Raw genomic sequence first — 24,084 nt, 5'->3', positions numbered from 1 at the left:
ACAGGATGAAAAATTAGAACAAAAACAGTCAATAATACCTTATAACGATACCCCTTTAACGATTCTACCGTTAAAAGGTGAGTAGTCACCCCCCCTATCGTTGACTACGATTTGACTACTAATGACTACTACATTTTGCCCAGATTTGCCTTATTTTGCAGATTAGTCAAAATATATGTAGGTTCACACTGTTTTTACAGACTTGGCAAAACCTTGCAAATTAGGGCAATTAACTGCATTTTAGGAGGAAAATTTTAATGACTAGAGTACTTTTCATCTGCCATGGCAATATTTGTCGCTCAACCATGGCTCATTTCGTTTTTCAAGATCTTGTAAACAAAGCAGATCTTAGCGACAGCTTTTTTATAGACTCAAAAGCTACTAGTACAGAGGCTATTGGAGAATCTACTCACTATGGTACGGTGAAGAAACTTAGAGAAGTCGGAGTTCCTGTATTGCCGCATATATCTACGCAGATAACCAAGAAAGATTATAGAAACTTTGACTATATTATCGCAATGGACGAAAACAATATTAAAAATCTTGATAGAATTTTAAATGGTGATCCTAAGAAGAAAATCAGGAAGTTGCTTTCTTTTGCAGGCAAATCAGGAGATATAGCAGACCCATGGTATACAGGTGATTTTGATGTGACTTATAGGGATGTGCTTGAAGGCTGTATGGGACTTCTTAATAAATTGTCTGAGAATAATAATAGATAGCGAGGGAGTTTTGTGATATAATTGTGAGAAAAAGTAGGAGGCAAGTGAATGGTTTCGTTGCTGTTGGTGGTGATTTATTTGATTTTTATTAGCCTAGGACTACCGGATTCTCTGCTTGGTTCAGGCTGGCCACAGATGCAGAAGGCGTTTTTAGTGCCATCATCTTATGCCGGATATGTATCTATGACTATATCTTTTATGACAATTATTTCAGCTCTATTAAGTCCTAAAATGATTAGAAGATTTCATACAAAGTGGATTACAATAGTTTCTATTGCGTTGACAATAGTCGGACTTTTGGGTTTTTCAATATGTGGGGAATACTGGATGCTGTTTGTGTTTGCAATACCGTATGGACTTGGAGCAGGAGCAATAGATGCATCGGTAAATCACTATGTCGCAAATAATTTTTCGGGTTCAGTAATGAATTTTTTGCATTGTTTTTATGGAGTAGGAGCAGTAATCAGTCCGTACATCATGGCGCTTGCACTTAAATATGCAAGGTGGAATGAAGGCTATAGATGGACATCTTACATTCAAGTATTGATTTTACTGGTTTGTATAATTTCACTTCCATTGTGGAAAACAAATGGAAAGGCAGAGGAAGAAGACCATAGTAAGAGTGTGGGTATAAGAGAGGCTCTTAAGTTGCCGGCGGTAATATGCACACTTGTTGCATTTTATGCTTACTGTGCAGGGGAGGCTACCTGTTTCCTTTGGACACCGAGTTATTTTGCAGGTACAAAGGAAGGACTTAGTGCAGAGACAATTGCGTCTTTTGGTTCTTTGATTTTTGGTGGGCTGATGTTTGGAAGGCTGATTTCTGGTTTTATTTCAAATAAATTAGGTGACAGAAAACTTATTCGTATCGGAATTTTTATTGAGTTAATTGGAATCATTATGGTTTTTTTGTCGGTAGAAAACTATATAGTTGCTGCGATAGCTTTTATTATAATTGGTACCGGTATGGGGCCTGTGTACCCCGCCATTCAGCATATGGCACCTTCTAATTTTGGAAAGAGGTACAGTGCAGCAGTAATAGGACTTCAGATGGCAGCAGCTTATATTGGAAGTACATTCATGCCTATGGTATTTGGATTGATACAGCAAAAGATAGGAATAGGTATAATGCCATTTTATCTAGTTTTATTTGCAGTTTTAAATTTTTCTATGCTTGAACTTGCTTATTATATTTTAAAGAGAGGAGCAGAAGTCTAATATGAGAATAGAGCATATAGCCATGTATGTGAATGATATTGAAGGTGCAAAGGAATTTTTTATAAAATATCTTGACGGAAAGGCTAATGACATTTATTATAATAAAAAAACTGGCTTTAGGTCATATTTCATAAACTTTGAGGATGGGGCAAGGCTTGAGATTATGAATAAACCTAATATGGAAGATATGAGTAAGGGAGTTAATAGAACTGGATATATTCATTTGGCATTTTCTGTTGGAAGTAAAGAAAAGGTAGATGAGCTTACAATGAGGTTTCATGAAGATGGGTATGAAGTTTTGAGTGGTCCTAGGATTACAGGAGATGGTTATTATGAAAGCTGTATTGTGGGAATAGAGGGGAATCAGATTGAAATTACGGTTTGATATGAAAATAAACCTTTATATTCATTAGCAGTAGGATAGAATTTTAAATTTTAATTTCACTAGGAGTTCTTAATAATCAAGGAACAAGGAGGCAAAGATGAGCATAAGAGTAGGAATATTGGGATATGGGAATCTTTCTAAGGGAGTAGAAAGCGCCATAGCACAGAATCCGGATATGGAATTGGTTGCTGTATTTACAAGGAGAGATCCTGATAGTATTAAAACCTATAGTGGAGTACAGGTTCTTGGTACAACAGAACTTATGAAGTATAAGGATAAGATTGATGTGCTGGTGCTTGGCGGAGGAAGTGCAACAGATCTTCCTGAGCAGACTCCGGAGTATGTAAAGTATTTTAATGTGGTAGATAGTTTTGATACACATGCAAGGATACCTGAACATTTTGCAAATGTTGATAAGGCAGCTAAAGCAGCAGGTAAGGTAGGAATTATTTCAGTAGGCTGGGATCCGGGTATGTTTTCTTTGCTTAGAATGATTTCTACATCAGTGTTGCCTGAAGGAGAAAATTATACATTTTGGGGTAAGGGTGTAAGTCAGGGACATTCTGATGCCATCAGAAGGATAGATGGTGTAAAAGATGCAAGACAGTATACCATTCCTGTAGAAGAAGCGATGAATCGTGTGAGAAGTGGTGAGAATCCATCTCTTTTAGTTAGGGATAAGCATACAAGAGAGTGCTTTGTAGTAGTGGAAGAGGGAGCAGATAAGGCAGCTATTGAGAGTGAAATTATTAATATGCCTAATTATTTTGCAGATTACTATACTACTGTACATTTTATTTCTGAAGAGGAAATGAAGAGAGAGCACTCAGGGCTACCACATGGTGGATTTGTAGTTAGAAGTGGTGTAACAGGTTTTAGTAAAGAACATAAGCACATAGTTGAGTACAGCCTTAAGCTGGATTCAAATCCTGAGTTTACAGGCTCTGTGATAACAGCTTATGTAAGAGCAGCGTATAAGCTTGCAGCAGAAGGTGTGAGTGGTTGTAAGACGGTATTTGATATTGCACCTGCTTATCTTAGTGCCTTAAGTGCAGAAGAATTAAGGAAGACACTGCTTTAATAACAAACTCCTGTCAATGTAAAGTTTTCTACATTGACAGGAGTTTGTTTTGTTTAATAGGAAATGTAATCTTGTATAAAGTAGCTAGGTGCATACTTTTAGTAAGTTTAGTCAAGTATGGCGTTATTCATCAAATATTCACACCAAGAACTATAATTTGAACTATTTAAATGGAGTCCATCTGAGGAACATTCACGACTCAGATATCCTTCAGCATCGGCAAAAGCTGAAAATACATTTAAATATACAAGTTTATCACCATCACATTTAGATTTTAATAGAGCATTTCTTTCAAGTACCCTTTCATTGTTATAATGATAAGGGTCGTTTATTTCTTTATTTTTAGTAACGCCCAGTATAGACTGGATGTAAATTCTTGCATCGGGTTGTATCTCTCTGATTTTCGCAATAGCATCAAAAAATTCAGATTCAAATTCCGTTAAAGGTACTTGAGCAGCGTCATTTACTCCTATCATGATATAAATTTTTTTGTAATGGCGAAGAAAGAGAGTCCTTTCTAAAGTAAGTCCGGTTTCTTCATCTAGGGCAGGGTACATAAAAAATGAATTTACACTTATGCCGGTCTTTGCAAAATAAGATGAGTTAGTAAAGTTGCCAAATGCTCTAAGTCCTACTGTACGGCTATCTCCCAAAAAGAGTGCATCATCAAAATAAGAAATATCGACAGTACCAAGTTCAAGATTTTTGTCTTCATTTTGAGTAGGTTTATCAGAGGAAGAGGAGATGTTTTTTGATGAAACAATGGTATCTGTAGTTTCTTTTTTTTGTGATTTTTGTAAAACTATTTCTCTATTATTTATTTTTGCAGTTTCCATAATTAGTTGATAGGCTTTAATTGAGATAATTGCTCCCAATTCAATTACTATAGCAATTATTAGTGCGATTAGTATAAATTTAATTTTCTTTTTCATATCTATTTTTTAGAATTTTCAATTAGCTCCTTACTATATTCCGGATCTGCTCCGGTTTGGCTTTCATGGTACATAGTTGCTTGATTTCTTCCGTTTTTCTTAGAAGTATATAGGGCAATATCTGCTTTTTCCACTTCTTTGTTGAGAGATAGTCCGGTTTCTATAGGTGTAATTCCTACACTGAGAGTGAGGTGAAGTCTTTTGCCTGTCTCTGATTCGTCAAGCTCGGCAGACAGGGATTTGATTTGTGAGAGAGGGTCTTTGATTGTAGAGAAGAATATTCCTATAAACTCATCTCCGCCCCATCTTGCTATAAATCCATCTTTACCGATGAAGTTTGTGAGTTTTTCAGCTAAGAATGAAAGAGCCTCATCTCCGGCAGCGTGCCCCAAGGTATCGTTTATAGTCTTGAAAAAGTCTATATCAATTAGGAAAAGATGTCCTCCTTCAAGGAGTTGCTGCTTTGAAAAATATTCAAATCTTGCCATAAATGATTTGCGATTCATAATTTTTGTGAGTTCATCCATTGTAGCAAGAGATACTATACGGTTGCGATACTGAGAGATTGTATTAATTATAACAGCAATCATAAGTAAAAGCAAAAGGGCAAGCAAACCGAGCTGTAAAAATAGCTGATTTCTATTTGCAAGCATTATGGTTTCACCACTTCCATACACTATAAGATACCAGTTAAAAGCTTTAATATACCGTAGTTCACAGAATTGCTTATTTATATCAAATATATCATTCTGACCTATCCATTTCACAGTGAATGCACCTTCAACAGGCATAAGTTGAGTGTTATCAATATCACCAAAAAGTCCGTCTTTGGCAAAGATATTTGAACCTTCCGGCAGGGAATATTCTTTGGAAATAAGAACATTACCATCCAAATCTGTAAAAGCTATACCAACATTATAGTAACTTCCAAGCTCTAAAATGCTATTTTCCATCATTGCAAGGTTGATGCTTATGCCTATGGTTCCAAGAGTCTTTTTTGAACTATCTGTAAGTTTGTATATGATGAGCAGTGTTGCATCACCGGAGCTTGCTTTGAAAGGGTTTAGTGTGAATTGGTATTGAAGGTTTGAGGACATAAAGTCGTAAAGCCATCTGTCATCAGCATTATAATTTGACATTTTAATACTTACACCATCTTGATAGTAGATAGTACCTGTCTCCTTCGATGCATAAAATACAAAATTATAATTATTTTCTTTATAAGAGGTTTTGAGATAGTCATAAAGTTTTTTTGTATATTCAGGGTCACCGGCATGAGTGTTTTCTTTCTTTGCCCAGTCCACAACAAAAGAATTTTCTGCCATTGTCTTTGCAGTTTTTACTGATGAGGCCATGCCTGTATCAAGTTCTCTCATTATATTTATGGCAGTCATATCTGTGGTATGCTCTACATATGCACTGGTGTTTTTAAAACTTGATATTGCGAACATGAGAGCACTGGCAGCAAAAGCTACAATAATGACAAGACAGATAAGTGCAATCTGCCTAGAGGATTTAAATTTAGTATTATCCATGTATTTACCCCTTGTATGGTATAGTATAACTATATTTTGCCATGATTTATCGGGATTGTAAACAAAAAAGTGTGTATATCTCTCGGAGAGAATTTCACTTAATAAGAAATTTAAAGCATTTTTTATTCAAAAAGAAAGGCACTGAGCCACAAATGACCCAGCGCCTTCATAATCATAATTTATTCCTGAAAAATAGCTCCTGTTGGGCAAGATTCCTCGCAAGCGCCACAATCTACACAAGCAGAACCATCTACTTCATAATGCTCAGCACCTTCTGAAATACATTCTACAGGACAGACAGAAGCGCAAGCGCCACAGCTGATACACTCATCATTAATTACATGTGCCATTGGTAGTTACCTCCTTAAATATTAATATACTTCGAAAACAGTATACATAGTTTAAAGAAGTTTTACAAGTGAATTTTACTAAATTAGGCAACAATTTACTAAAAAATCAGTCAATTTAGAAAATGAGTATTATTTTCAAATGAAAGCCAAAGCTAGGTGACTATTATTTAATTTGTCCATATTTTTTAAGTATGGTTTTAATTCTTTCAGTTGGACTTAAAAGCTCACTAATTGAAGAATCATGGTTAAGTTTATCTATTATAAGAGCGACATACTTACTCATGTCGGCACTTATGTAGTATGGACGAGAGAGAAGTTCAGGAGTCTGATATACAAGGTTGGTTGTAATAACCTTGTGGATGAGTCCGTCTTCATAAGCTTGGTCAAATTTTTCAAGTCCATTAGTAAAGAGGCCAAAAGTAGACGCTACAAAGATACGTCCGGCATTTCTTTTCTTAAGTTCTGTTGCCACATCAAGCATACTTTCACCTGAAGAAATCATATCATCTACGATGATTACATCTTTTCCGTCAAGTTTTCTACCAAGATATTCATGAGCTACAATAGGGTTTTTACCATTTACTATAGTAGCATAATCACGACGCTTGTAGAACATACCTACATCTACTCCGAGTACGCCTGCAAAATATACAGCTCTATTCATAGCACCTTCATCCGGACTTATTATCATCATGTTATCAGCGTTCATCTTTACATCAGGCACATTTTTAAGTATACCCTTAATGAACTGGTAAGTAGGCATAATAGTATCAAAGTTGTTAAGAGGGATTGCATTCTGCACTCTTGGGTCATGTGCATCAAAAGTGATTATACTATCCACACCCATGTGTATAAGTTCCTGAAGAGCAACTGCACAATCAAGGGATTCTCTGCCGGAACGCTTATGCTGGCGACCTTCATAGAGGAAAGGCATGATTACAGTGATTCTATGTGCTTTGCCGGCACAAGCCATTATCACTCTTTTTAAATCCTGATAATGGTCATCAGGTGACATATGGTTTTCATAACCGTTCATATTGTAAGTAATGCTATAATTACATACATCTACAAGAATGTAGAGATCCAAGCCTCTTACGGTGCTGGTAATAGTACATTTTGCCTCTCCACTTCCAAAACGAGGACACTTTGCCTCGACATGATAGGATTTTCTCTGATAACCGGAAAAAGCAAGTGTAGAGGTGTGTTCATTATTTCTACCATCTCTCCAGCTAACTATGTAATCTTCAACAGCGCTGCCTAATTTAGAGCAGCCTTTCAGTGAAATGATACCAAGAGGTCCCACAGGAATAGTCTCGATATAATCTTCTTTTGGCATTGTTCTTCTCCTTATCTTGAAGGTAATTTGTATTTATGATTATCACCCTTAGGTGAATAACCCTTGTCAAAATGTCCTTATGTCTTCCCCGGTTAGCTTTAAGAATTTGTAATGTTTTGCAAGTCTTGAAAATATACGGTCGCCATAATTTGCTTTTATTTGAGCAGGATTCCAGTTCGAGGATAATATTGTAGGTCTGTTATACAATATCCTTTCGTTTATGCAGTCAAAAAGTCTTGAAATAGTAAACGCATTGGCAACTTCAGTTCCTATATCATCAATAACCAGTAAATCACAAGTAAAGATAGGATCGGTAGAAGGTATTATTTTCCCATCTTCTGTATCATTATAGTGAAAGGTATTATCCTCGAATATTTTGACAAATTTGAAAGCAGTTAAAAATACAACTGAATAACCGTTTTTTATAAGCGAATTTGTAAGACAGGAGGCGAGGAAAGTTTTTCCAACTCCAACTCCACCATATATTACAAAACTATGTGCATTATTATCAAAATCATCAGCCATGTTTTTCAAATTTGCCAATGCATTAAGAGCATTTCCTCTTGAACTAAGCTTAGTATTTTTGTCAAAGTCATCATCAGGGTAATAAGTTTCAACAAATCGGCTGAAGTTTGCGTCTTCATCTGCCATCATATAAATACCGGATTGAGAATAGGCTAATTTTGATACTATAGCTTTAAAACATTCACACTTAGCTCCGTCTATAAAACCGGTATCTTTGCAAACAGGGCAGTTATATATATGGTTTAAGTAGTCTTTTGGAAAACCATTTTGGACGAGAAGTTCCTGTTTTTTTACATTAAACCTTGTTATTTTTTTATCAATATTTTCCTTGGCCACAAGATAATCATTATGTGTAAGGAATAAAGCATCTTTAGCAAGATTTGTAAAATCGGTTATTATTTCATCTTCCAGTTTTTTAATCTCAGGTACTTTATTAAAAACTTCGTCAGTATGCCGTTGTCGAAGTTCTGCTGTTTTATAGCGTATGTTATCATACTCACGCATTACAGCCTCGTATTCAGAATTAGTAAGTCCCATAAAACCACCTTAATATTATAAAAGATTTGCCAAAATATTCAAGTAAAAATGATTAAAAAAATACAAGTTCATATTAAAATTTCTTACGAATAGTAGTAATTATTTGAATAATTTGGGTTAAATTATGCTTTTCTCAAGTAATTTATTTGTAAGGTCTTCCATTTTTTCGTTGCTGTATTCTCTTTGCACAAAATTATTAAAACGGTTATAAACAGGCTTAGGATTTGAGCTGTTTACAACTTTGAGATTCTGTTTTGCAGCATAATGTGCCTTATCTCCATTTTTCACATCATCAAGATTGGCCAGTCCACTTTTAAACCAATTCTTAAGTATGCTGTCAGCATATTTAAAATCAGGTTTTGAAAGCTGAATAAGAGTCCTGCTACAGGCCTCAGCCACCATTTCAGCAGACATATTATATGTATGAAACCATTTAGTAATATACTGTTTTTCAGAAGTTCCGGGAAGGCGTGAAAGACCAAAAGATTTCATAACAGTAGCATTTTCGGTATTGAATATTTCTGCCTCAGACTTAGCAGCATCTACAGTGAGTATATCTTTGTCTGCCCAAGCCAGAGCAACATTTTCTATATAATTAAAGCGATTAATTCCTTTAGTTATACAACAGTACTCATAAAGGTAAATGATTAGTTCGGTTGTAAACTTAAGTTTTTCGTTTAATTCACAAATAAAATCTATCTCGGAACTTGATAGTGGTCTGCCGGCAAGTTCTCCTGCCTTGTAGAGAACTTGAGTAAGATCTAATTCAGTTATACTATTTGGAGAGGCATGAGTGAAGATGGACTCGTCTTCATCAAAGTTATCAGTTATAGAGGTCTCAGCTTGAATATCAGATGATACTGTAGAGCTGTCATCCGGAACATCAGATATGCGTATGGCTGTTATAGTGTTTTCGTTAGTTCTGGTAACTTTAAAAAGTCCTTGTTTTTCCCAGTAATTTATGGAACGGATTATATCCTTTTCACTATCCTCAAGAAAGTCACAGGCAGAACTTATAGAAAAGCTTTTGTGATTTTGAGAATAGTACATAAGATATAGGTAGAACCTAATATGTGATGCATTTGATTCATTTATAAAATGTTCTATAAAAGCATTTGAAATTACAGTAACTCCTGTACTAATAACCATGCTTAAGTTTATTTCTGACATGATATCCCTCCTAGTCTGCTGTTACAAGGAGTATATCACAAGATTATTAAAAATAAAATAGAGGGCAAAATTGAGGGGATATAGTTAAAAAATGTGGATAATGTGGATAAGTTTGTGGATTGCTATAAATAATATAAGTTTTAGAGTGGGAAAATATGTGGATAAAAATGTGAAAAAAAGAGATAAAAATCCACAGTAAAAAAATAATAAAAAAATTTTTACTGTGGATATTGTGGATAAAATTTATTTTAGCATATTTTCTCCTACTTTTAGTATATCTCCGGCTCCCATAGTTATCAACAGGTCATCAGGTTTACAGATGTGGATAAGAAAATTTTCTATTTCTTCAAAAGTTTTGAAAAAATATGCCTCATGTCCATTTTTAGACATAATTTCTCTTATATTATCAGAAGAGATGTTTCCTGGATTTTCTTCTCTTGCTGCATAGATTTCTGCAAATACAACTATATCAGCGTGGGAAAGTACATCTGCAAATTCATTAAGAAAAGTTTTAGTCCTTGAATAGAGATGTGGCTGGAAGGCAACAATTAGGCGATTATGCTTAACTCGTTTTGCAGCCTCAAGAGTAGCCTTGATTTCAGTAGGATGATGAGCATAGTCATCTACTATTGTGTATCCGTCTCTTTTTCCTTTGTATTGAAAACGGCGTTCAGTTCCGGTGTATTTTTTAATACCCTGCCGTATTTTATCGAGGGCAATACCGTCTTTATAAATTTCTGAAGGTTCAAGGCTTGCAGCAATTACAGCCAGTGAATTGGATACATTATGTTCTCCGGTAACAGATAGTTCTATAAGTCCCTTGTTTTCGCCCTTTGCAATAAGTTCGTAGCTAGCACAGCCAAAATCATTATAGCTGATATTTTTAGCTGTATAATCAGGTTCTTTTCCGTTTACAGCTCTTAGACCGTAAGTTACTACTCTTATACCAGTATTTTTTACAAGATTTTCTATATCGTCTATTTCATTGTTGATAACAAGTAGTCCGTTTGTCGGTAGCAGGTTTATAAACTTAGTGAAAGAAAGTCTTTCATTTTCAAGTGTGCCAAAAAAGTCCAAATGTTCAGCCTCGATATTTAAAATAATGGCTGTAGTTGGCGTAAAACTTAAGAAACTGTTGGCATATTCGCAGGCCTCCATAATGAAGTTTTCAGACTTACCTAGACGCATATTGCCCTGAATACCACTAAGTATACCTCCAACAGATATGGTAGGGTCAAGTTCTGCCTCAAGATACACATAAGAAAGCATTGAGGTAGTAGTAGTCTTGCCATGAGTACCGGCAACTGCAACTGCATTTTTATAGTGGCTCATAATCTGTCCAAGGCATGAGGCACGATCTAACATAGGTATTCCTAATTCCTTTGCTCTTATAAACTCAGGATTATCCTCATGAATTGCTGCGGTATATATTACTAGCCCTGTATCCGGTGAAATATTGTCTGATTCTTGTGAATAGAAGATCTTTATTCCAAGCTCTTCAAGTCTTTTTGTAACAGTAGACTCATGTAGGTCAGAGCCTGTAACTTTGAAACCCTTATCAAGAAACAGTTCTGCAATACCGCTCATACTTATACCACCGATTCCAATAAAATGGACGGGACGGGAGTTATTTTGTAAGTCTAATTTATACATAAATGTACCTCTTTTTATATTTTTGACACTTATACCATTATATCATAAATGAGATTTAATGGCAAAAAAACATGAATAGATGCATAATGGTAAACTTTATAAACCATAGTTATTAAATGACCATATAGTCATTTTAATGAACATAAAAAGCCAAAACACCTATAAAAATAACTAAAAAATTCTTTTAAAACGCTTAATTAATGCATATTTAAGACAATAGTAATTTTTGTTCAAATATGTTATAATAAAGTTCAAAATTAGAGTAGGTTGATGGGATGGGTAGTAGTTTGATTAGTGTAGCTCTAGTTTAAAACTTTTAAATCAGCAGTGGCAGATTGTATTTCTGTCCGGATGACACAAACGGGGAGGTCGCAGTATGAATATTACAGATATTAGAATCAGAAAAGTTGCTAAGGAAGGTAAGTTAAAAGCAGTTGCATCTATCACAATTGATGGTGAGTTCGTTGTTCATGATATTAAGATTATTGATGGTGATAAAGGTCTTTTCATAGCAATGCCTAGCAGAAAGACAAATGATGGTGAGTATCATGATATTGCTCATCCAATCAACTCAGAGACAAGGGATAGACTTCAGAAGTCAATTGTCACAGAGTACGAAAATGGAAACTGGATGGAATTTCCGGTAAAAGAAGAGGCAGTATAAAATTTATTAAGACAGAGTACTGATTTGGGAGGTTTTACGACCTCCTTTTTTTAATGCAAAAAAATATATTCTGGTGTATAATTAGTTTGAATTTATTATATGAATTTAGAAAGAAGGGAATTTATGTATATAGTAGCAGGTTTAGGAAATCCCGACAGGAAGTATGCAGGGACAAGACACAATATAGGATTTGATGTGATTACTTACTTATCAGATAAATATAATATTTCTCTTTCCAAAGCTGGCTTTAAATCTAAGCTCGGACAGGGATTTATTGAAGGAGAAAAGGTTCTCCTTATGAAGCCTCAAACCTATATGAACCTTTCCGGAGAGGCAGTAGGAGAGGCAGTAAATTTTTATAAGCTGGACGCTGCAAGTGAGCTTATAATCGTGCAGGATGATATAGACCTGCCTCCGGGTAATATAAGAATAAGGGCTAAGGGCAGTGCAGGAGGGCATAATGGAATTAAGAGTATTATTTCGCATCTTGGCAGTAATGAATTTATTAGGATTAAGGTTGGAGTAGGAGGTAAGCCTGAGGGCGGAGATCTTGCCTGTCATGTGCTTTCTGGTTTTGACAGAGATACGGAACCACTTATAAGAAAGGTTATAGAAGTGGCAGGGGCAGCAGTCATAACTATAATGAAAGACGGAGCAGAGGCTGCTATGAATAAGTACAATGGAATGAAGATAGAAGTTTAAGGAGATAAGATGAACTTATTAACGGAGCCAACACTAGAACTGAAAGAGATAAGTGGGGCAATTACTTGTATAAATAATAAAAGCATCCCGATACTTCTTACAGGGTGTCTGGATGCAGAAAAGAGTAATATAATAGAAACACTATCAAATGCAACGTCAAAAAGACATAGGGTAATCATTACATATGATGAAATAAGGGCTAGGGAAATCCAGTCTGATATGAAACTTTATGATAAGAAGGCTTTGATTTATCCGGCAAAGGATATAATGTTTTTTACTGCAGATGTACATGGTAATGCAATTGTGAGTGGAAGGCTTGAGGTGCTTAAGAGGCTTATTGAAAATGAAGCATCAACAATAGTTTTAAGCTTGGAGGCAGGACTTGACAGGGTGCTGCCACTTTCTTATATAAAAGAGAAGATTATTGAACTTAAATTAGGTGACAGCTTTGACATTTCAGACCTATCAAAGAGGCTGGTAGCACTTGGTTATGAGAAAACTTCTCAGGTTTCAGGTAAGGGGCAGTTTGCAGTAAGGGGAGATATATTTGATATTTTTCCGTTAACGGAAGAAACCCCTTTTAGACTGGAGTTTTGGGGAGATGAGATTGATACGATTAGGGCGTTTGATGTAGAAAGTCAGCGGTCTATAGAAAATGTGGAAGAACTCGTAGTCTATCCTGCTACAGAAATTATCTTAGATGAAGATAGAAAAATTAGGGGGCTTAAGAAACTTGGCAAAGAAAAGGAGGAAGTTTATAAAAGGCTTAGGGCTGAAATGAAGACGGAGGAAGCTGCAAGGCTGGATAGAAGTATTGAAGAATTTAAGGATAATTTGGAGATATATGGTGGTTCTTTCGGTATAGATAGCTACATAAACTATTTTTTTGAGAATACAGAGAGTTTTTTTGATTATTTTAATGAAGAAGATATTTTTTTCATAGATGAGCCTATAAGAATAGAAGAAAAGGGTAAGGCTGTTTCGTTTGAATGGCGTGAGAGCATGACAAACAGACTTGAGAAAGGATATATACTTTCCGAACAGGCTGATACAATCTGGGATTATAAGACCATACTTGCAAAACTGGAGAGTAGATGTACGGTACTGCTTTCCCTTATCGAAACTAGAACCGGTGATATGGAGATAATAAAGAGGTTTGATATTACTGCACGAAATATAAATCCATATAACAATAGTTTTGAAAGCCTTGTTAAAGATTTGTCAAAGTATAAAAAAGAGGGCTATAGGGTTGTGGTTGTCAGTTCGTCTACACATAGGGGCAAGAGGCTCTCTGAGGATTTAAGGGAAAGTGATATTGTGGCAGCCTTTCTTGATGTGGACAAGAGAGAGCAATTAAGTGGTGAGATTGTAATAGTAAAGGGGAATCTTAGAAGGGGATTTGAATATCCTCAAATAAAGTTTGCAGTTATTTCTGAAAGTGATATTTTTGGAGCAGAGAAGAGAAGGATAAATAAAAAGAAGAAAAAGATAGATGGTGCCTCAATTTCAAGCTTTTCAGAACTTCATGAGGGTGATTATGTAATTCATGAATCACATGGAATAGGAATTTATAGGGGAATTGAACAGTCTACTGTTGGAGGGGTTACCAGAGATTATGTAAAAGTAGAGTATGGTAATGAGGTCAGTGTGTTTGTACCTACTACTGAACTTGATATTTTGCAGAAATACTCAAGTAAAGATGGGGCAAAGCCTAAGATAGATAGGGTAGGCAGTCAAAAATGGAAGAATACGAAGTCAAGGGTGAGGCAGTCTATTAGTGAAATTGCTAAGGATTTGGTGGAACTCTATGCAAAGAGGAGGGAGGAACAGGGTTTTGCTTATGGGAAAGATACGGTATGGCAGCAGGAATTTGAAGAAATGTTTCCTTATGAGGAAACGGAAGACCAGCTAAATGCTATAAGAGATGTCAAGGCGGACATGGAGAGCATGAAGATTATGGATAGGCTGGTTTGTGGAGATGTGGGTTTTGGCAAAACGGAAGTGGCAATTAGGGCGGCATTTAAGGCGGTATCTGAGGGAAAACAGGTAGTAATGCTTGTGCCTACTACCATACTTGCAGGACAGCATTATTCAACATTTTCCAAAAGAATGCAAAACTTTCCTGTAACAGTTGAGTTTCTTTCGAGGTTTAAGTCGGCAGCAGAAACAAAAAAGATAAAAGAAAGGCTGAAGGCAGGGCTGATTGACATAATTATAGGCACGCATAAGGTGCTTTCATCAGAAATTAAATATAAAGATCTGGGGTTACTTATTATAGATGAGGAACAGCGATTTGGAGTAAGCCATAAGGAAAAGATAAAAAAGCTAAGAGAAAACATAGATGTACTTACGCTGTCTGCTACTCCTATTCCAAGGACATTACACATGAGCCTTGTGGGAATAAGAGATATGTCGGTGCTTGAAGAGCCTCCGATAGATAGAATACCGATACAGACCTATGTACTAGAGCATGATGATGAGATTATGAGGGAGGCGATAAACAGGGAACTGGCTAGAAATGGTCAGGTTTACTATGTGTACAACAGGGTAAACGGCATAGATGAGAGGGCTGCTAAGCTTGCAGAGATGATTCCTCATGCAAGAGTTTCATTTGCTCATGGGCAGATGAGTGAGAGGGAACTTGAACGGATAATGTTCGACTTCATAAATGGTGAGATAGATGTATTGGTGTCTACTACAATTATAGAAACGGGGCTTGATATATCCAATGTAAATACTATTATCATTGATGATGCTGATAAAATGGGACTTTCACAGCTTTATCAGCTTAGAGGACGAGTGGGCAGAAGTGCAAGGACTTCATTTGCCTTTCTTATGTATAGGCGTGACAAGATGCTCAAAGAAATAGCCGAAAAACGACTTGCAGCTATAAAGGAGTTCACTGACCTTGGCTCAGGATTTAAAATAGCAATGAAAGACCTTGAGATAAGGGGAGCAGGTAATCTGCTTGGAAAGAGCCAGTCAGGCCACATGGAGGCCGTAGGATATGACCTTTACTGCAAAATGTTAAATGAAGAGGTAAAAAGGCTTAAAGGTGAGGCAGTGTCCACCGATGAGTTTGATACGGTTATAAGCATAGATGCCTCAGCTTTTATTCCTTCAGGTTATATAAGAAACGAGGTAGCAAGGCTTGAAATGTATAAGAGAATAGCTACCGTATTTACAGAAGAAGACTTGTCGGAGCTTAAAGATGAGTTAATAGACAGGTATGGAGAAATGCCGCCTGAAGTAAATAATCTTATAGATATTTCACTTATAAGGCATCTTGCACATGGAGCAGGTGTGACAAGAGTCGACTGTAAAGGAGAAACTGTTAAAATTATACTGTATAGTGCAATAAAACTTGATATAGATAAGGTAGGGGAATTTATAGAGAATAATACAGGACAGGTTAAAATGCGAACAGGTAAAGAAACCTACTTTGAATATAAGTTTGGAGATGGACTGCGTAAGACTAAGATGGAAGAAAAGTTGAGGGTGCTTATGGGAGTTGTTGCAGAATTAGTAGCTTGCAGGCAGAAAGATGAAGTGAAGGAGGGAGAATGATAAAAAAATATTTGATGAAACCTTTGGTATTTTTGATAATGTTTTTCGGTGTTGTAACGGTTATTTTTTACTTAGAACAAAGGATTGCTATCAATTTCGGAGAAGAGAAACGAAAAGAGGTAAAAATAGAAAGCTTACAAAATCCGTTGAAAATAATTAGTGCAGATATCCCTATAATTAAAATAGGTGATGAGACGGTATATTATCCTGAACTTGAATTTTATCTGCTGGCTACTAAGAAAGATTATGAAATTCTGCTTGGAAAAGATGTATGGAGTGTGACCAGAAATGGAAGAAGTATAGAAGAGTTATTAAAAACTGATATAATAGAAGAAATTGCACGAATTAAAATATTGGTAAATGAGGCGAACAAAGAGGGATACAGCCTTACTAAGGCTGAGGAGGAAGAGATAAGAAAGACAGCAAAGGCGCAGATTAAAGGCATTGATCCTTTGCTTAAAGCTAAGTATTATTTAGATGAAAGCTTGATAACGGATATATATATGGAAAATTTTTTGGCTACAAAATTTTTTAGAGAATATTCTAAAAAGAAAGGAGTTGAGGGGGAAAAAGCCAAACTTTTATTCAATTTGGCTTATAACAATTGGGAAAGTAGATATACTGCAGAAATATATTGGGAAAACATAGATAGGATTAATATTGATGGCTTATAAGTTTAAAGTTTGTCAAACTTAGTCTAAATATGCTTGAAATCAAGTATTTTCATTCAAAATTACTTGACAAATCGTTATAATAAGTTTATAAGTATTCTGTAAAGATATTGTTATGAGCGGGGGCGTACTCGCAATAGAAAATTATAGGAGGATTTATTCCATGAATAAGGCAGAACTTGTATCAGCTATCGCTGAAAAAACTGAGTTGAAAAAGGTTGACGCAGAGAAGGCTGTTAAGGCTTTTGTAGATGTTGTTACCGAGGAATTAAAGAAGGGCGAGAAGATTCAGTTAGTAGGATTTGGTACATTTGAAGTATCAGAGAGAGCTGAAAGAGAAGGAAGAAACCCAGTTACCGGTGAAACAATTAAAATTTCTGCATCAAAGGCAGCTAAGTTTAAGGCTGGTAAGGCACTTAAGGATGCTATAAACGAGTAATTAAATTGTAAACATAAGACGAGGGGCTGTCTGTGAAGATGGTCTCTCTTTTATTATATAAAATAGGAGAATTATGAGATTAGATAAATACATTAAGGTATCACGCCTTATAAAAAGGCGTACAGTAGCTAAGTCAGCCTGTGATGCAGGTAGAGTCTTTGTGAATGAAAAGCAGGCAAAGGCCGGGACTGAAATAAAAATCGGTGACATAATAACCATAGGTTTTGGCGACAAACAGCTTAAAGTAAGGGTTACAGAGATTGCAGAAACTGTGAAAAAGGACGAGGCAAAAGAGATGTATGAGTTTGTGGAATAATGCATCTGTTTCAAAATTATAAAAAATTCAAATTATATTGAAAAAGTTAATAATAATTACAAAGAGATTGGCGAGTGGCCAGTCTTTTTAATTTTAAAATTTACAATATATTATAGCTAAAAATTGATATATATACCTAATTGAATTTAATATAGGATATTAAAAAAATGAAAACTTTACAAGAAATAACCTATAATAGGACTTGTATTTATTAAATTTTGCTTAAATAATGATGATATTAGTTTACAAGATGACTTGTATATGTTAACATAAAACATAAATTAAAGTAAATAAAAGTTGATATTTACTTTAACAAAAAGTAAACAATTTAATGAAAAAAGGAGATTGTTATGAAACAAAAAATGTTAAGGACAGCTGCGGCTATCCTTATGGCAGCTGTAACGCTGACAAGTAATCCGGTTGGAGGGTTATTTAAAACCGAAAAAGTGATTGCTGCTGAGAAAAAAGTAAAGTTTCCAAAGGAAAAATTAAACAAAACTTCTGTTACCTTGAAAAAAGGAAAGAAAATAAAGCTGAAAGTTAAAAATCTTTCCAAAAAGGCAAAAGTAAAGTGGGTTTCAAGCAATAAATTGATTGTTACTGTGAGTAGAGGTAATGTAAAGGCTAAGAAGGTAGGTAAGGCAAAGATTACAGCCATTATAACTGAAAAAGGAAAAAAGAAATTAAAGCTTAGCTGTAAAGTTACTGTTAAAAACTTAACAAAAAAGAAGAAAATAGTAAAAGAGAAGGTAACGAGTGCAGTTGTTTCTAATCAGGCAGAGCTTGATAAAGTATTAAAGAATAATTATCTTGAAGAATTAAAAATAAAAAGTGATGCAGAAACTTCCTTTGATATACCTGAGGGAAATTATGAGAAAGTAAAACTTCAGGTTGAAACTCCAAAGGCAGATGTTGTAAACTCCGGAAAGTTTGCATCTATCCTTATTAATGAAATAAAAAATGACACTTGGTATGAAAAGGTTAGTGGCAATAAAATTGAAATAAAAGCAAAAGAAGGAAGGATTGTAGTTGCTTCTGAGGCTGTTCTTAATGAGGCTGTTGTGGCAGAAGGCAGCGAGAGAGTAAAGGTTGAAGTTGAAGGAAAACTTACCAATCTTTTAGTTAAGGCTGAAACAAAGCTTGATGTAAATGTAAAAGGAAAGCTTGATAGTTTAGACCTTGCCAATAAGTCGGAAGTGAATCTGACTTCTGAAGGAATTGTAAGTAAGGTAAATGTTCAGGCAGAATCTAAACTGAATATCAAAGGAAAACAAGAAAAAATTGAACTGGAAGTAAAGAAGGAGGCAAAGGGAAGCTCTATTACTACAGAGGTTCCGGTTGACTTAAAAACTTCTGCGAAGGTTTCGGTTACTCTTGAAAAGGGAGCGGAAGGAAGTAAGATTGAAGCTCTTGAAAAAGAAGCAGAGGTAAAGCTTGAGAATAATACCAAAGAGAAAGTGGAAGTAAAAACACCGGAAGGAACAAAAGAGATTGAAAGCAGTAATAACCAGCCGGCTCCAATTTTAGGGGGGTATTATGGTGGAAGCGTTCCTAGTGAAACACCTAATAGTCCAAGCGTTTCTGGTGAAACACCAAATAGTCAAAACGTTCCTTTAAGAGATAGAGGACCTCTTATGGGTGCTTATTATAGAACCTGGCATGACGTGGCATCTACAGGAGATGATGGAAAACCACATGGCGGACTTAACAAGATGTCTGAAATACCGGCAGAAGTAGACCTTGCGTTTGTATTTACTGACTGGACTGCAAAAGGCAGTATTTTTTGGACTACATTAAAAGATACCTATGTACCTAAATTAAAGAAACAGGGAACTAGAGTTATCCGCACTATTGGAATAAGAGAACTTACCAGTGAGCGTGGTGTGCTTTATGACAATAATCATGAGTTGATTCCTACAGCAGGACAAAGTGAGGAAGCTTTATCTGCAAGGTATGCGGAATATGCAAAAATTATTTTTGATGAATATGTAAACAAGCATAATTTAGATGGTCTTGATATTGACCTTGAACAGCATGATGAGCCGAAGAATGCGGCTAAAAGGAGGGCTGGACAAGGAGAAGATACAAAATGCCACAAGCAGTCTGATGAAATAGAAGAAGATAAATTTCTTCAGGCTATAGGTATTGTAAAGGAATTGAGAAAGATAGCAGGAAATGATGGACATGGAGTAGGCAAACTTCTGATTCTTGATACTACAATTCCGGCTGAAATGTCCAGGATATTCCAAGAAACAGCAACTTTATGGGATTATATTCTGGTTCAGAAATATGGTCAGCATCTTGCAGAGAAGAAAGATAGCGAAGAAGATAACTATGGTCAGTTAAACTGGAAGCATTTTGGACGTTATGGAGTTAAACCGGAGCATTTTATGTACGGTTTCAGTTTCTATGAAGAAGATGGAGATAAGAATAATAATGTTTGGGCAGATACTGTTTCCTTAAAAGGAACCGGAGAAACAAAAGAAAACGATTCTCCATTAGATCCTAAAAATAAGAATAAGCTTGAATGGAAATGGCATCTTGCTAATAAAGTGTTAGAAACAAGAAATCCGGGAACACCGGAAGATTCCAATGCTTACCGTCACGCAAAGTGGCAGCCAAAGGAAGGAATGAAAGGCGGTATTTTCTCCTATGCAGTTGATAGGGACGGAGTAGAAGAAGGTATTGATGCTACGAAAGAAAAGTGTGGAAGGCGTAATGAAAATGATCCACTTTCTATTTCTGAACAGTCTGACTACTATGGAAAATGGGGAAATAATACAAAGCATTTTCATACAGAGTACAGCTGGACAAAGGCTTTGAAGAAAATTATGCTTGAGGATGAGGATTATAAGGGAATTACAGAAGCTGAAATTCCGGATGCTGCCCTTAGAAATACCATAATCAAGCAGATTAGGAAAAACTGGAAAGGCAATATTGGGAGATTTGGAGGAGAACTCATCCTTGATGATCCTGCCATTGCAAGCTTAGATGGACTGAATAAATTTAAGAGACTTAAAAAGCTTACCCTTAAGAATTTGCCAAATATTAAAGAATTAACAAAGGATATGTTACCTGAGTCTTTGAAGCCAAATTATGTGAATGCACCTTATGAGCAGACAGAAGAAATCTTAGTTTTAGAAAATCTGTCCGGTCTTGAGAAACTTGATTTAAGTGGCTTTGATTTAGAGCATCTTCCTGTTAAAAACGCAGCTGCATTTACTAACTTAAAGAGTTTTGATGTTTCTAAGAATAAGATTGATTTTTCCGCCGGAGAAGATAAGACTGCGCTTGAGGCTCTTTATGCATTAGTTAAAGATAAAGAAGGACACACATTTGAATTTGGTTCACAGAAACCTCAGGGTTATATGCCAAAGGTGTATACGGTAGATAAAATTAAAGAACCAAATGAAGATGAAAAAATTCCTGTAGGAAGTCTTTTTGCCTTTGGTGTTGGAACAGCAAATGGGGAAGTGGTTGCAGAGAATGATTTTGAGGCATATAAAGCTAAAACAGTACTTGAGCCTGCAAAGACTTTTATTGACCAGAGTTACACATGGGAAGCTTTTAAAACTTTTGAAAATGCTGACAATCAGATTGGACAGGTTTCATTTACAAACGAAGATGCAAAAGACAAGGTAGAGATTCTTGACCATTCCTCTGCAAATGTGACAGCCACACAGCAGAATGGAATCAGTAGAAAGGCGCAGGAAACATATTTCCTTACCTATAGTAAATATTATCAGAATATGAAGCATTATGATGAAAAAGGAAATTATACAGGAGAGGGTGCCGGATACCGTAAGCTTCATACTTGTAAGATAGTGGTTGGAGAAGAACTTGAGAAACTTACTAACTTTGCTTTGAATGCAAAAGTGATAGGGATGTCTTTTACAAATGGACCAGAATATAGGCCAACATACATTATTAAAAATCTTTTCAACGGCAAGATGGCTGAAGAGAAGAATAAAGTGATGTTAGGTGGTTCTTGGAGTTCAGCAAGTTATTGGCTGGCATTTGATATTGGAAAAGAAAAAGAAATTTCTTCTTGGATTGTAGATACTCGTTATGATAACGATGGTAACGGTAGTATAATGCAAACTATTAAAAAAGGAGAACTATACTATTTTGAAGGCGTAGAAAAACCTACAGATGAAGAGATGAAGGATGATTCTAAATGGACAAAAGCTGATGAATATAATAATCCTGCGTTAGATGGAGTATATTCTAAGACGTTTAATTCTCCTATCCGTGCAAGATATTGGAAATATCAGATAAAAGATCAGGGAGGAATAATTTGTATTTCTGAAATCCAGTTACAAGGGAAAGGCAGTGGAAATTAAAACAAGTATTAATTAAAGAATTTTTGCTGTAAATAATCTATAAAACAAAGTCACAGACAATATAAAAATGTTGCCTGTGACTTTATCTAATTATGTAATTATTCAGTCTTATAATAAATTTATTGAGATGTAACGTAAGCTTATTTATTTTGGCATTCAAGATGGGGAAAGAATCAAGAAATTTCTGTTTGACATAGTTGCTAAAATGTAATATAATAATAATTACGCATGTCTAACAGGCGTAAAAATTATGCACAAGTAAGTGCAAGGTATTAAAAATAAGAAAATAGGAGGTGAAAATTAATGCCAACTTTTAATCAGCTCGTAAGAAAGGGTAGACAGACAGCTGCTAAGAAGTCTAACTCTCCTGCACTCCAGAGATCAGTTAACTCCTTAAGAAAGACTACTGTTGAGCATTCTTCTCCACAGAAGAGAGGTGTGTGTACAGCAGTTAGAACAGCTACACCTAAGAAACCTAACTCAGCGCTTAGAAAGATTGCCAGAGTGCGTCTTTCAAACGGTATTGAGGTAACAAGCTATATCCCTGGTGAAGGACACAATCTTCAGGAGCATAGTGTTGTTCTTATCCGTGGTGGAAGAGTAAAGGATCTTCCAGGTACAAGATATCATATTGTTCGTGGTACCCTTGATACAGCAGGTGTTGCTAAGAGACGTCAGGCTCGTAGTAAATACGGTGCTAAGAGACCAAAGGATGCTAAATAATCAGATTAGCAGAAACAATCGAACAAGGATTTTAGGATTAAAAGTGCGGGATTAAGATTTGCCCAGCACGGACACTAATAATGATAGTGAGTACCTAAGAATCTGTAATCAGAATTCTATGTTAGGAGGGAAGAATCGTGCCACGTAAAGGACATATAGTAAAAAGAGATGTGCTTGCAGATCCAATTTACGATAGCAAACTTGTTACTAAATTAGTTAACAATATCATGCTTGACGGTAAAAAGGGAGTAGCACAGAAAATAGTATATGGCGCTTTTGCTCGTGTTGAAGAGAAGAGCGGCAAGAAAGCAGTAGATGCTTTTGAAGAGGCTATGAACAATATCATGCCTGTACTTGAGGTTAAGGCTCGTCGTATCGGCGGTGCTACTTATCAGGTACCTGTAGAGGTAAGACCGGAAAGAAGACAGGCGTTAGCACTCAGATGGCTTACTACATTTTCTCGCGCTAGAAGTGAGAAAACACAGGAAGAAAGACTTGCTAACGAAATATTAGATGCAATCAACAATACTGGTTCAGCGGTTAAGAGAAAAGAGGATATGCACAAGATGGCTGAGGCTAACAAGGCATTCGCTCATTATCGCTGGTAATTGGAGGAAAAATCGTTGGCTAAAAGAGAATATCCACTTGAGAGAACCAGAAATATCGGTATTATGGCTCATATCGATGCAGGTAAGACCACTCTTACAGAGCGTATCTTATTCTATACTGGTGTAAATTATAAAATTGGTGATACCCATGAAGGTACTGCTACTATGGACTGGATGGAGCAGGAGCAGGAAAGAGGTATAACCATTACTTCCGCAGCTACAACCTGTCATTGGACTCTTGAAAAAGAGGGTAAGCCAATGCCGGGAGCAGAGGAACATCGTATCAACATCATTGATACACCTGGACACGTAGACTTCACTGTTGAGGTTGAGCGTTCACTTCGTGTACTTGATGGTGCTGTAGGTGTATTCTGTGCAAAGGGCGGAGTTGAGCCACAGTCTGAAAATGTATGGAGACAGGCTGATCAGTATAATGTACCTCGTATGGCTTATATCAATAAGATGGACATACTTGGTGCTAACTTCTACGGAGCGGTAGACCAGATTAGGACTAAGCTCGGCAAGAACCCTGTACTTCTTCAACTTCCAATTGGAAAAGAAGATACTTTCGTAGGTGTTGTTGACTTGTTTGAAATGAAGGCTTACA

At 36.0% G+C, this 24,084-nt stretch carries 21 protein-coding genes; 14 read left to right on the top strand and 7 right to left on the bottom strand.

Annotation, left to right across the window (positions count from 1 at the left end):
- Nucleotides 1-257: 257 nt before the first annotated feature.
- The 4 genes from ACTTG8_RS06890 (at nucleotide 258) to ACTTG8_RS06875 (ending at nucleotide 3,406) form a co-directional block, all read left to right on the top strand.
- Nucleotides 258-722 carry a low molecular weight protein-tyrosine-phosphatase gene (locus ACTTG8_RS06890; RefSeq protein WP_442561386.1) on the top strand — a complete coding sequence of 155 codons (465 nt, stop codon included), beginning with the start codon at nucleotides 258-260 and terminating at the stop codon, nucleotides 720-722.
- Between the two features lie 48 nt (nucleotides 723-770).
- Nucleotides 771-1,940 (top strand): MFS transporter, encoded by a 1,170-nt coding sequence (locus ACTTG8_RS06885; protein ID WP_442561385.1) that lies wholly within the window; start codon nucleotides 771-773, stop codon nucleotides 1,938-1,940.
- A gap of 1 nt (nucleotide 1,941) precedes the next feature.
- Nucleotides 1,942-2,325 carry a VOC family protein gene (locus tag ACTTG8_RS06880; RefSeq protein ID WP_442561384.1) on the top strand — a complete coding sequence of 128 codons (384 nt, stop codon included), beginning with the start codon at nucleotides 1,942-1,944 and terminating at the stop codon, nucleotides 2,323-2,325.
- A gap of 97 nt (nucleotides 2,326-2,422) precedes the next feature.
- A complete protein-coding gene (locus ACTTG8_RS06875) occupies nucleotides 2,423-3,406 on the top strand; it encodes a diaminopimelate dehydrogenase (RefSeq protein ID WP_442561383.1) in 984 nt (327 codons plus the stop codon).
- A 107-nt stretch (nucleotides 3,407-3,513) separates the two neighbouring features.
- Here the strand turns inward: ACTTG8_RS06875 and ACTTG8_RS06870 are convergent, their stop codons facing one another.
- The 7 genes from ACTTG8_RS06870 to murC form a co-directional block, all read right to left on the bottom strand.
- Nucleotides 3,514-4,338 (bottom strand): GDSL-type esterase/lipase family protein, encoded by an 825-nt coding sequence (locus tag ACTTG8_RS06870; protein WP_442561382.1) that lies wholly within the window; start codon nucleotides 4,336-4,338, stop codon nucleotides 3,514-3,516.
- A 2-nt stretch (nucleotides 4,339-4,340) separates the two neighbouring features.
- Nucleotides 4,341-5,873, bottom strand: a complete 1,533-nt coding sequence (locus tag ACTTG8_RS06865; RefSeq protein WP_442561381.1) for a sensor domain-containing diguanylate cyclase — start codon at nucleotides 5,871-5,873, stop codon at nucleotides 4,341-4,343.
- Between the two features lie 179 nt (nucleotides 5,874-6,052).
- Complete coding sequence (locus ACTTG8_RS06860) at nucleotides 6,053-6,223, bottom strand: DUF362 domain-containing protein (RefSeq protein WP_442552406.1); 171 nt, start codon at nucleotides 6,221-6,223, stop codon at nucleotides 6,053-6,055.
- A gap of 163 nt (nucleotides 6,224-6,386) precedes the next feature.
- Nucleotides 6,387-7,559, bottom strand: coding sequence for a ribose-phosphate pyrophosphokinase (locus ACTTG8_RS06855; RefSeq protein WP_442561380.1), 1,173 nt, complete (start codon nucleotides 7,557-7,559; stop codon nucleotides 6,387-6,389).
- A 66-nt stretch (nucleotides 7,560-7,625) separates the two neighbouring features.
- The gene (locus ACTTG8_RS06850; RefSeq protein WP_442552408.1) at nucleotides 7,626-8,621 is read right to left on the bottom strand and encodes an ATP-binding protein; all 996 of its coding nucleotides are present in this window, start codon (nucleotides 8,619-8,621) and stop codon (nucleotides 7,626-7,628) included.
- A gap of 117 nt (nucleotides 8,622-8,738) precedes the next feature.
- Nucleotides 8,739-9,791, bottom strand: a complete 1,053-nt coding sequence (locus tag ACTTG8_RS06845) for a DnaD domain protein (protein ID WP_442561379.1) — start codon at nucleotides 9,789-9,791, stop codon at nucleotides 8,739-8,741.
- Between the two features lie 243 nt (nucleotides 9,792-10,034).
- Complete coding sequence (gene murC / locus ACTTG8_RS06840) at nucleotides 10,035-11,444, bottom strand: UDP-N-acetylmuramate--L-alanine ligase (RefSeq protein WP_442561378.1); 1,410 nt, start codon at nucleotides 11,442-11,444, stop codon at nucleotides 10,035-10,037.
- A 376-nt stretch (nucleotides 11,445-11,820) separates the two neighbouring features.
- On the opposite strand from murC, the gene spoVG reads away from it, so the two are divergent.
- The 10 genes from spoVG to ACTTG8_RS06790 all read left to right on the top strand — a co-directional run.
- Nucleotides 11,821-12,108 (top strand): septation regulator SpoVG, encoded by a 288-nt coding sequence (gene spoVG, locus ACTTG8_RS06835; RefSeq protein ID WP_442561377.1) that lies wholly within the window; start codon nucleotides 11,821-11,823, stop codon nucleotides 12,106-12,108.
- 123 nt (nucleotides 12,109-12,231) lie between these two features.
- Nucleotides 12,232-12,810: an aminoacyl-tRNA hydrolase gene (gene pth, locus ACTTG8_RS06830; protein WP_442561387.1), complete on the top strand. Its 579-nt coding sequence runs from the start codon at nucleotides 12,232-12,234 to the stop codon at nucleotides 12,808-12,810.
- A 9-nt stretch (nucleotides 12,811-12,819) separates the two neighbouring features.
- Nucleotides 12,820-16,377, top strand: coding sequence for a transcription-repair coupling factor (gene mfd, locus ACTTG8_RS06825; RefSeq protein ID WP_442561376.1), 3,558 nt, complete (start codon nucleotides 12,820-12,822; stop codon nucleotides 16,375-16,377).
- Nucleotides 16,374-17,051 carry a hypothetical protein gene (locus ACTTG8_RS06820; protein ID WP_442561375.1) on the top strand — a complete coding sequence of 226 codons (678 nt, stop codon included), beginning with the start codon at nucleotides 16,374-16,376 and terminating at the stop codon, nucleotides 17,049-17,051. Before mfd ends, ACTTG8_RS06820 begins: the two co-directional genes overlap by 4 nt.
- Nucleotides 17,052-17,211: 160 nt before the next feature.
- Nucleotides 17,212-17,487, top strand: a complete 276-nt coding sequence (locus ACTTG8_RS06815; RefSeq protein WP_442552418.1) for an HU family DNA-binding protein — start codon at nucleotides 17,212-17,214, stop codon at nucleotides 17,485-17,487.
- 73 nt (nucleotides 17,488-17,560) lie between these two features.
- Nucleotides 17,561-17,803, top strand: a complete 243-nt coding sequence (locus ACTTG8_RS06810) for an RNA-binding S4 domain-containing protein (protein WP_442561374.1) — start codon at nucleotides 17,561-17,563, stop codon at nucleotides 17,801-17,803.
- A gap of 350 nt (nucleotides 17,804-18,153) precedes the next feature.
- On the top strand, nucleotides 18,154-22,146 hold the full coding sequence (locus ACTTG8_RS06805; protein ID WP_442561373.1) for an EndoS/ChiA family endoglycosidase: 3,993 nt from the start codon (nucleotides 18,154-18,156) through the stop codon (nucleotides 22,144-22,146).
- A 303-nt stretch (nucleotides 22,147-22,449) separates the two neighbouring features.
- Nucleotides 22,450-22,869 (top strand): 30S ribosomal protein S12, encoded by a 420-nt coding sequence (gene rpsL / locus ACTTG8_RS06800; RefSeq protein ID WP_442561372.1) that lies wholly within the window; start codon nucleotides 22,450-22,452, stop codon nucleotides 22,867-22,869.
- A gap of 137 nt (nucleotides 22,870-23,006) precedes the next feature.
- Entirely contained in the window at nucleotides 23,007-23,477 is a 471-nt protein-coding gene (rpsG, locus tag ACTTG8_RS06795; protein ID WP_442552422.1) for a 30S ribosomal protein S7, read from the top strand.
- A gap of 15 nt (nucleotides 23,478-23,492) precedes the next feature.
- The coding region (locus tag ACTTG8_RS06790) for a GTP-binding protein (RefSeq protein ID WP_442561371.1) at nucleotides 23,493-24,084 on the top strand (592 nt) is incomplete at its 3' end.

The organism is Catonella sp. (assembly GCF_052173895.1).
In the GTDB taxonomy this organism is placed as follows: Bacteria; Bacillota; Clostridia; order Lachnospirales; family Lachnospiraceae; genus Catonella.
Note: the sequence above shows the minus strand (reverse complement) of the source record. Positions and strands in the feature narration are given on the sequence as shown.

Coding starts and splice junctions, on each gene's coding strand:
- ACTTG8_RS06890 (WP_442561386.1), top strand. CDS start 258: ATGACTAGAGTACTTTTCATCTGCCATGGCAATATTTGTCGCTCAACC.
- ACTTG8_RS06885 (WP_442561385.1), top strand. CDS start 771: ATGGTTTCGTTGCTGTTGGTGGTGATTTATTTGATTTTTATTAGCCTA.
- ACTTG8_RS06880 (WP_442561384.1), top strand. CDS start 1,942: ATGAGAATAGAGCATATAGCCATGTATGTGAATGATATTGAAGGTGCA.
- ACTTG8_RS06875 (WP_442561383.1), top strand. CDS start 2,423: ATGAGCATAAGAGTAGGAATATTGGGATATGGGAATCTTTCTAAGGGA.
- ACTTG8_RS06870 (WP_442561382.1), bottom strand. CDS start 4,338: ATGAAAAAGAAAATTAAATTTATACTAATCGCACTAATAATTGCTATA.
- ACTTG8_RS06865 (WP_442561381.1), bottom strand. CDS start 5,873: ATGGATAATACTAAATTTAAATCCTCTAGGCAGATTGCACTTATCTGT.
- ACTTG8_RS06860 (WP_442552406.1), bottom strand. CDS start 6,223: ATGGCACATGTAATTAATGATGAGTGTATCAGCTGTGGCGCTTGCGCT.
- ACTTG8_RS06855 (WP_442561380.1), bottom strand. CDS start 7,559: ATGCCAAAAGAAGATTATATCGAGACTATTCCTGTGGGACCTCTTGGT.
- ACTTG8_RS06850 (WP_442552408.1), bottom strand. CDS start 8,621: ATGGGACTTACTAATTCTGAATACGAGGCTGTAATGCGTGAGTATGAT.
- ACTTG8_RS06845 (WP_442561379.1), bottom strand. CDS start 9,791: ATGTCAGAAATAAACTTAAGCATGGTTATTAGTACAGGAGTTACTGTA.
- murC (WP_442561378.1), bottom strand. CDS start 11,444: ATGTATAAATTAGACTTACAAAATAACTCCCGTCCCGTCCATTTTATT.
- spoVG (WP_442561377.1), top strand. CDS start 11,821: ATGAATATTACAGATATTAGAATCAGAAAAGTTGCTAAGGAAGGTAAG.
- pth (WP_442561387.1), top strand. CDS start 12,232: ATGTATATAGTAGCAGGTTTAGGAAATCCCGACAGGAAGTATGCAGGG.
- mfd (WP_442561376.1), top strand. CDS start 12,820: ATGAACTTATTAACGGAGCCAACACTAGAACTGAAAGAGATAAGTGGG.
- ACTTG8_RS06820 (WP_442561375.1), top strand. CDS start 16,374: ATGATAAAAAAATATTTGATGAAACCTTTGGTATTTTTGATAATGTTT.
- ACTTG8_RS06815 (WP_442552418.1), top strand. CDS start 17,212: ATGAATAAGGCAGAACTTGTATCAGCTATCGCTGAAAAAACTGAGTTG.
- ACTTG8_RS06810 (WP_442561374.1), top strand. CDS start 17,561: ATGAGATTAGATAAATACATTAAGGTATCACGCCTTATAAAAAGGCGT.
- ACTTG8_RS06805 (WP_442561373.1), top strand. CDS start 18,154: ATGAAACAAAAAATGTTAAGGACAGCTGCGGCTATCCTTATGGCAGCT.
- rpsL (WP_442561372.1), top strand. CDS start 22,450: ATGCCAACTTTTAATCAGCTCGTAAGAAAGGGTAGACAGACAGCTGCT.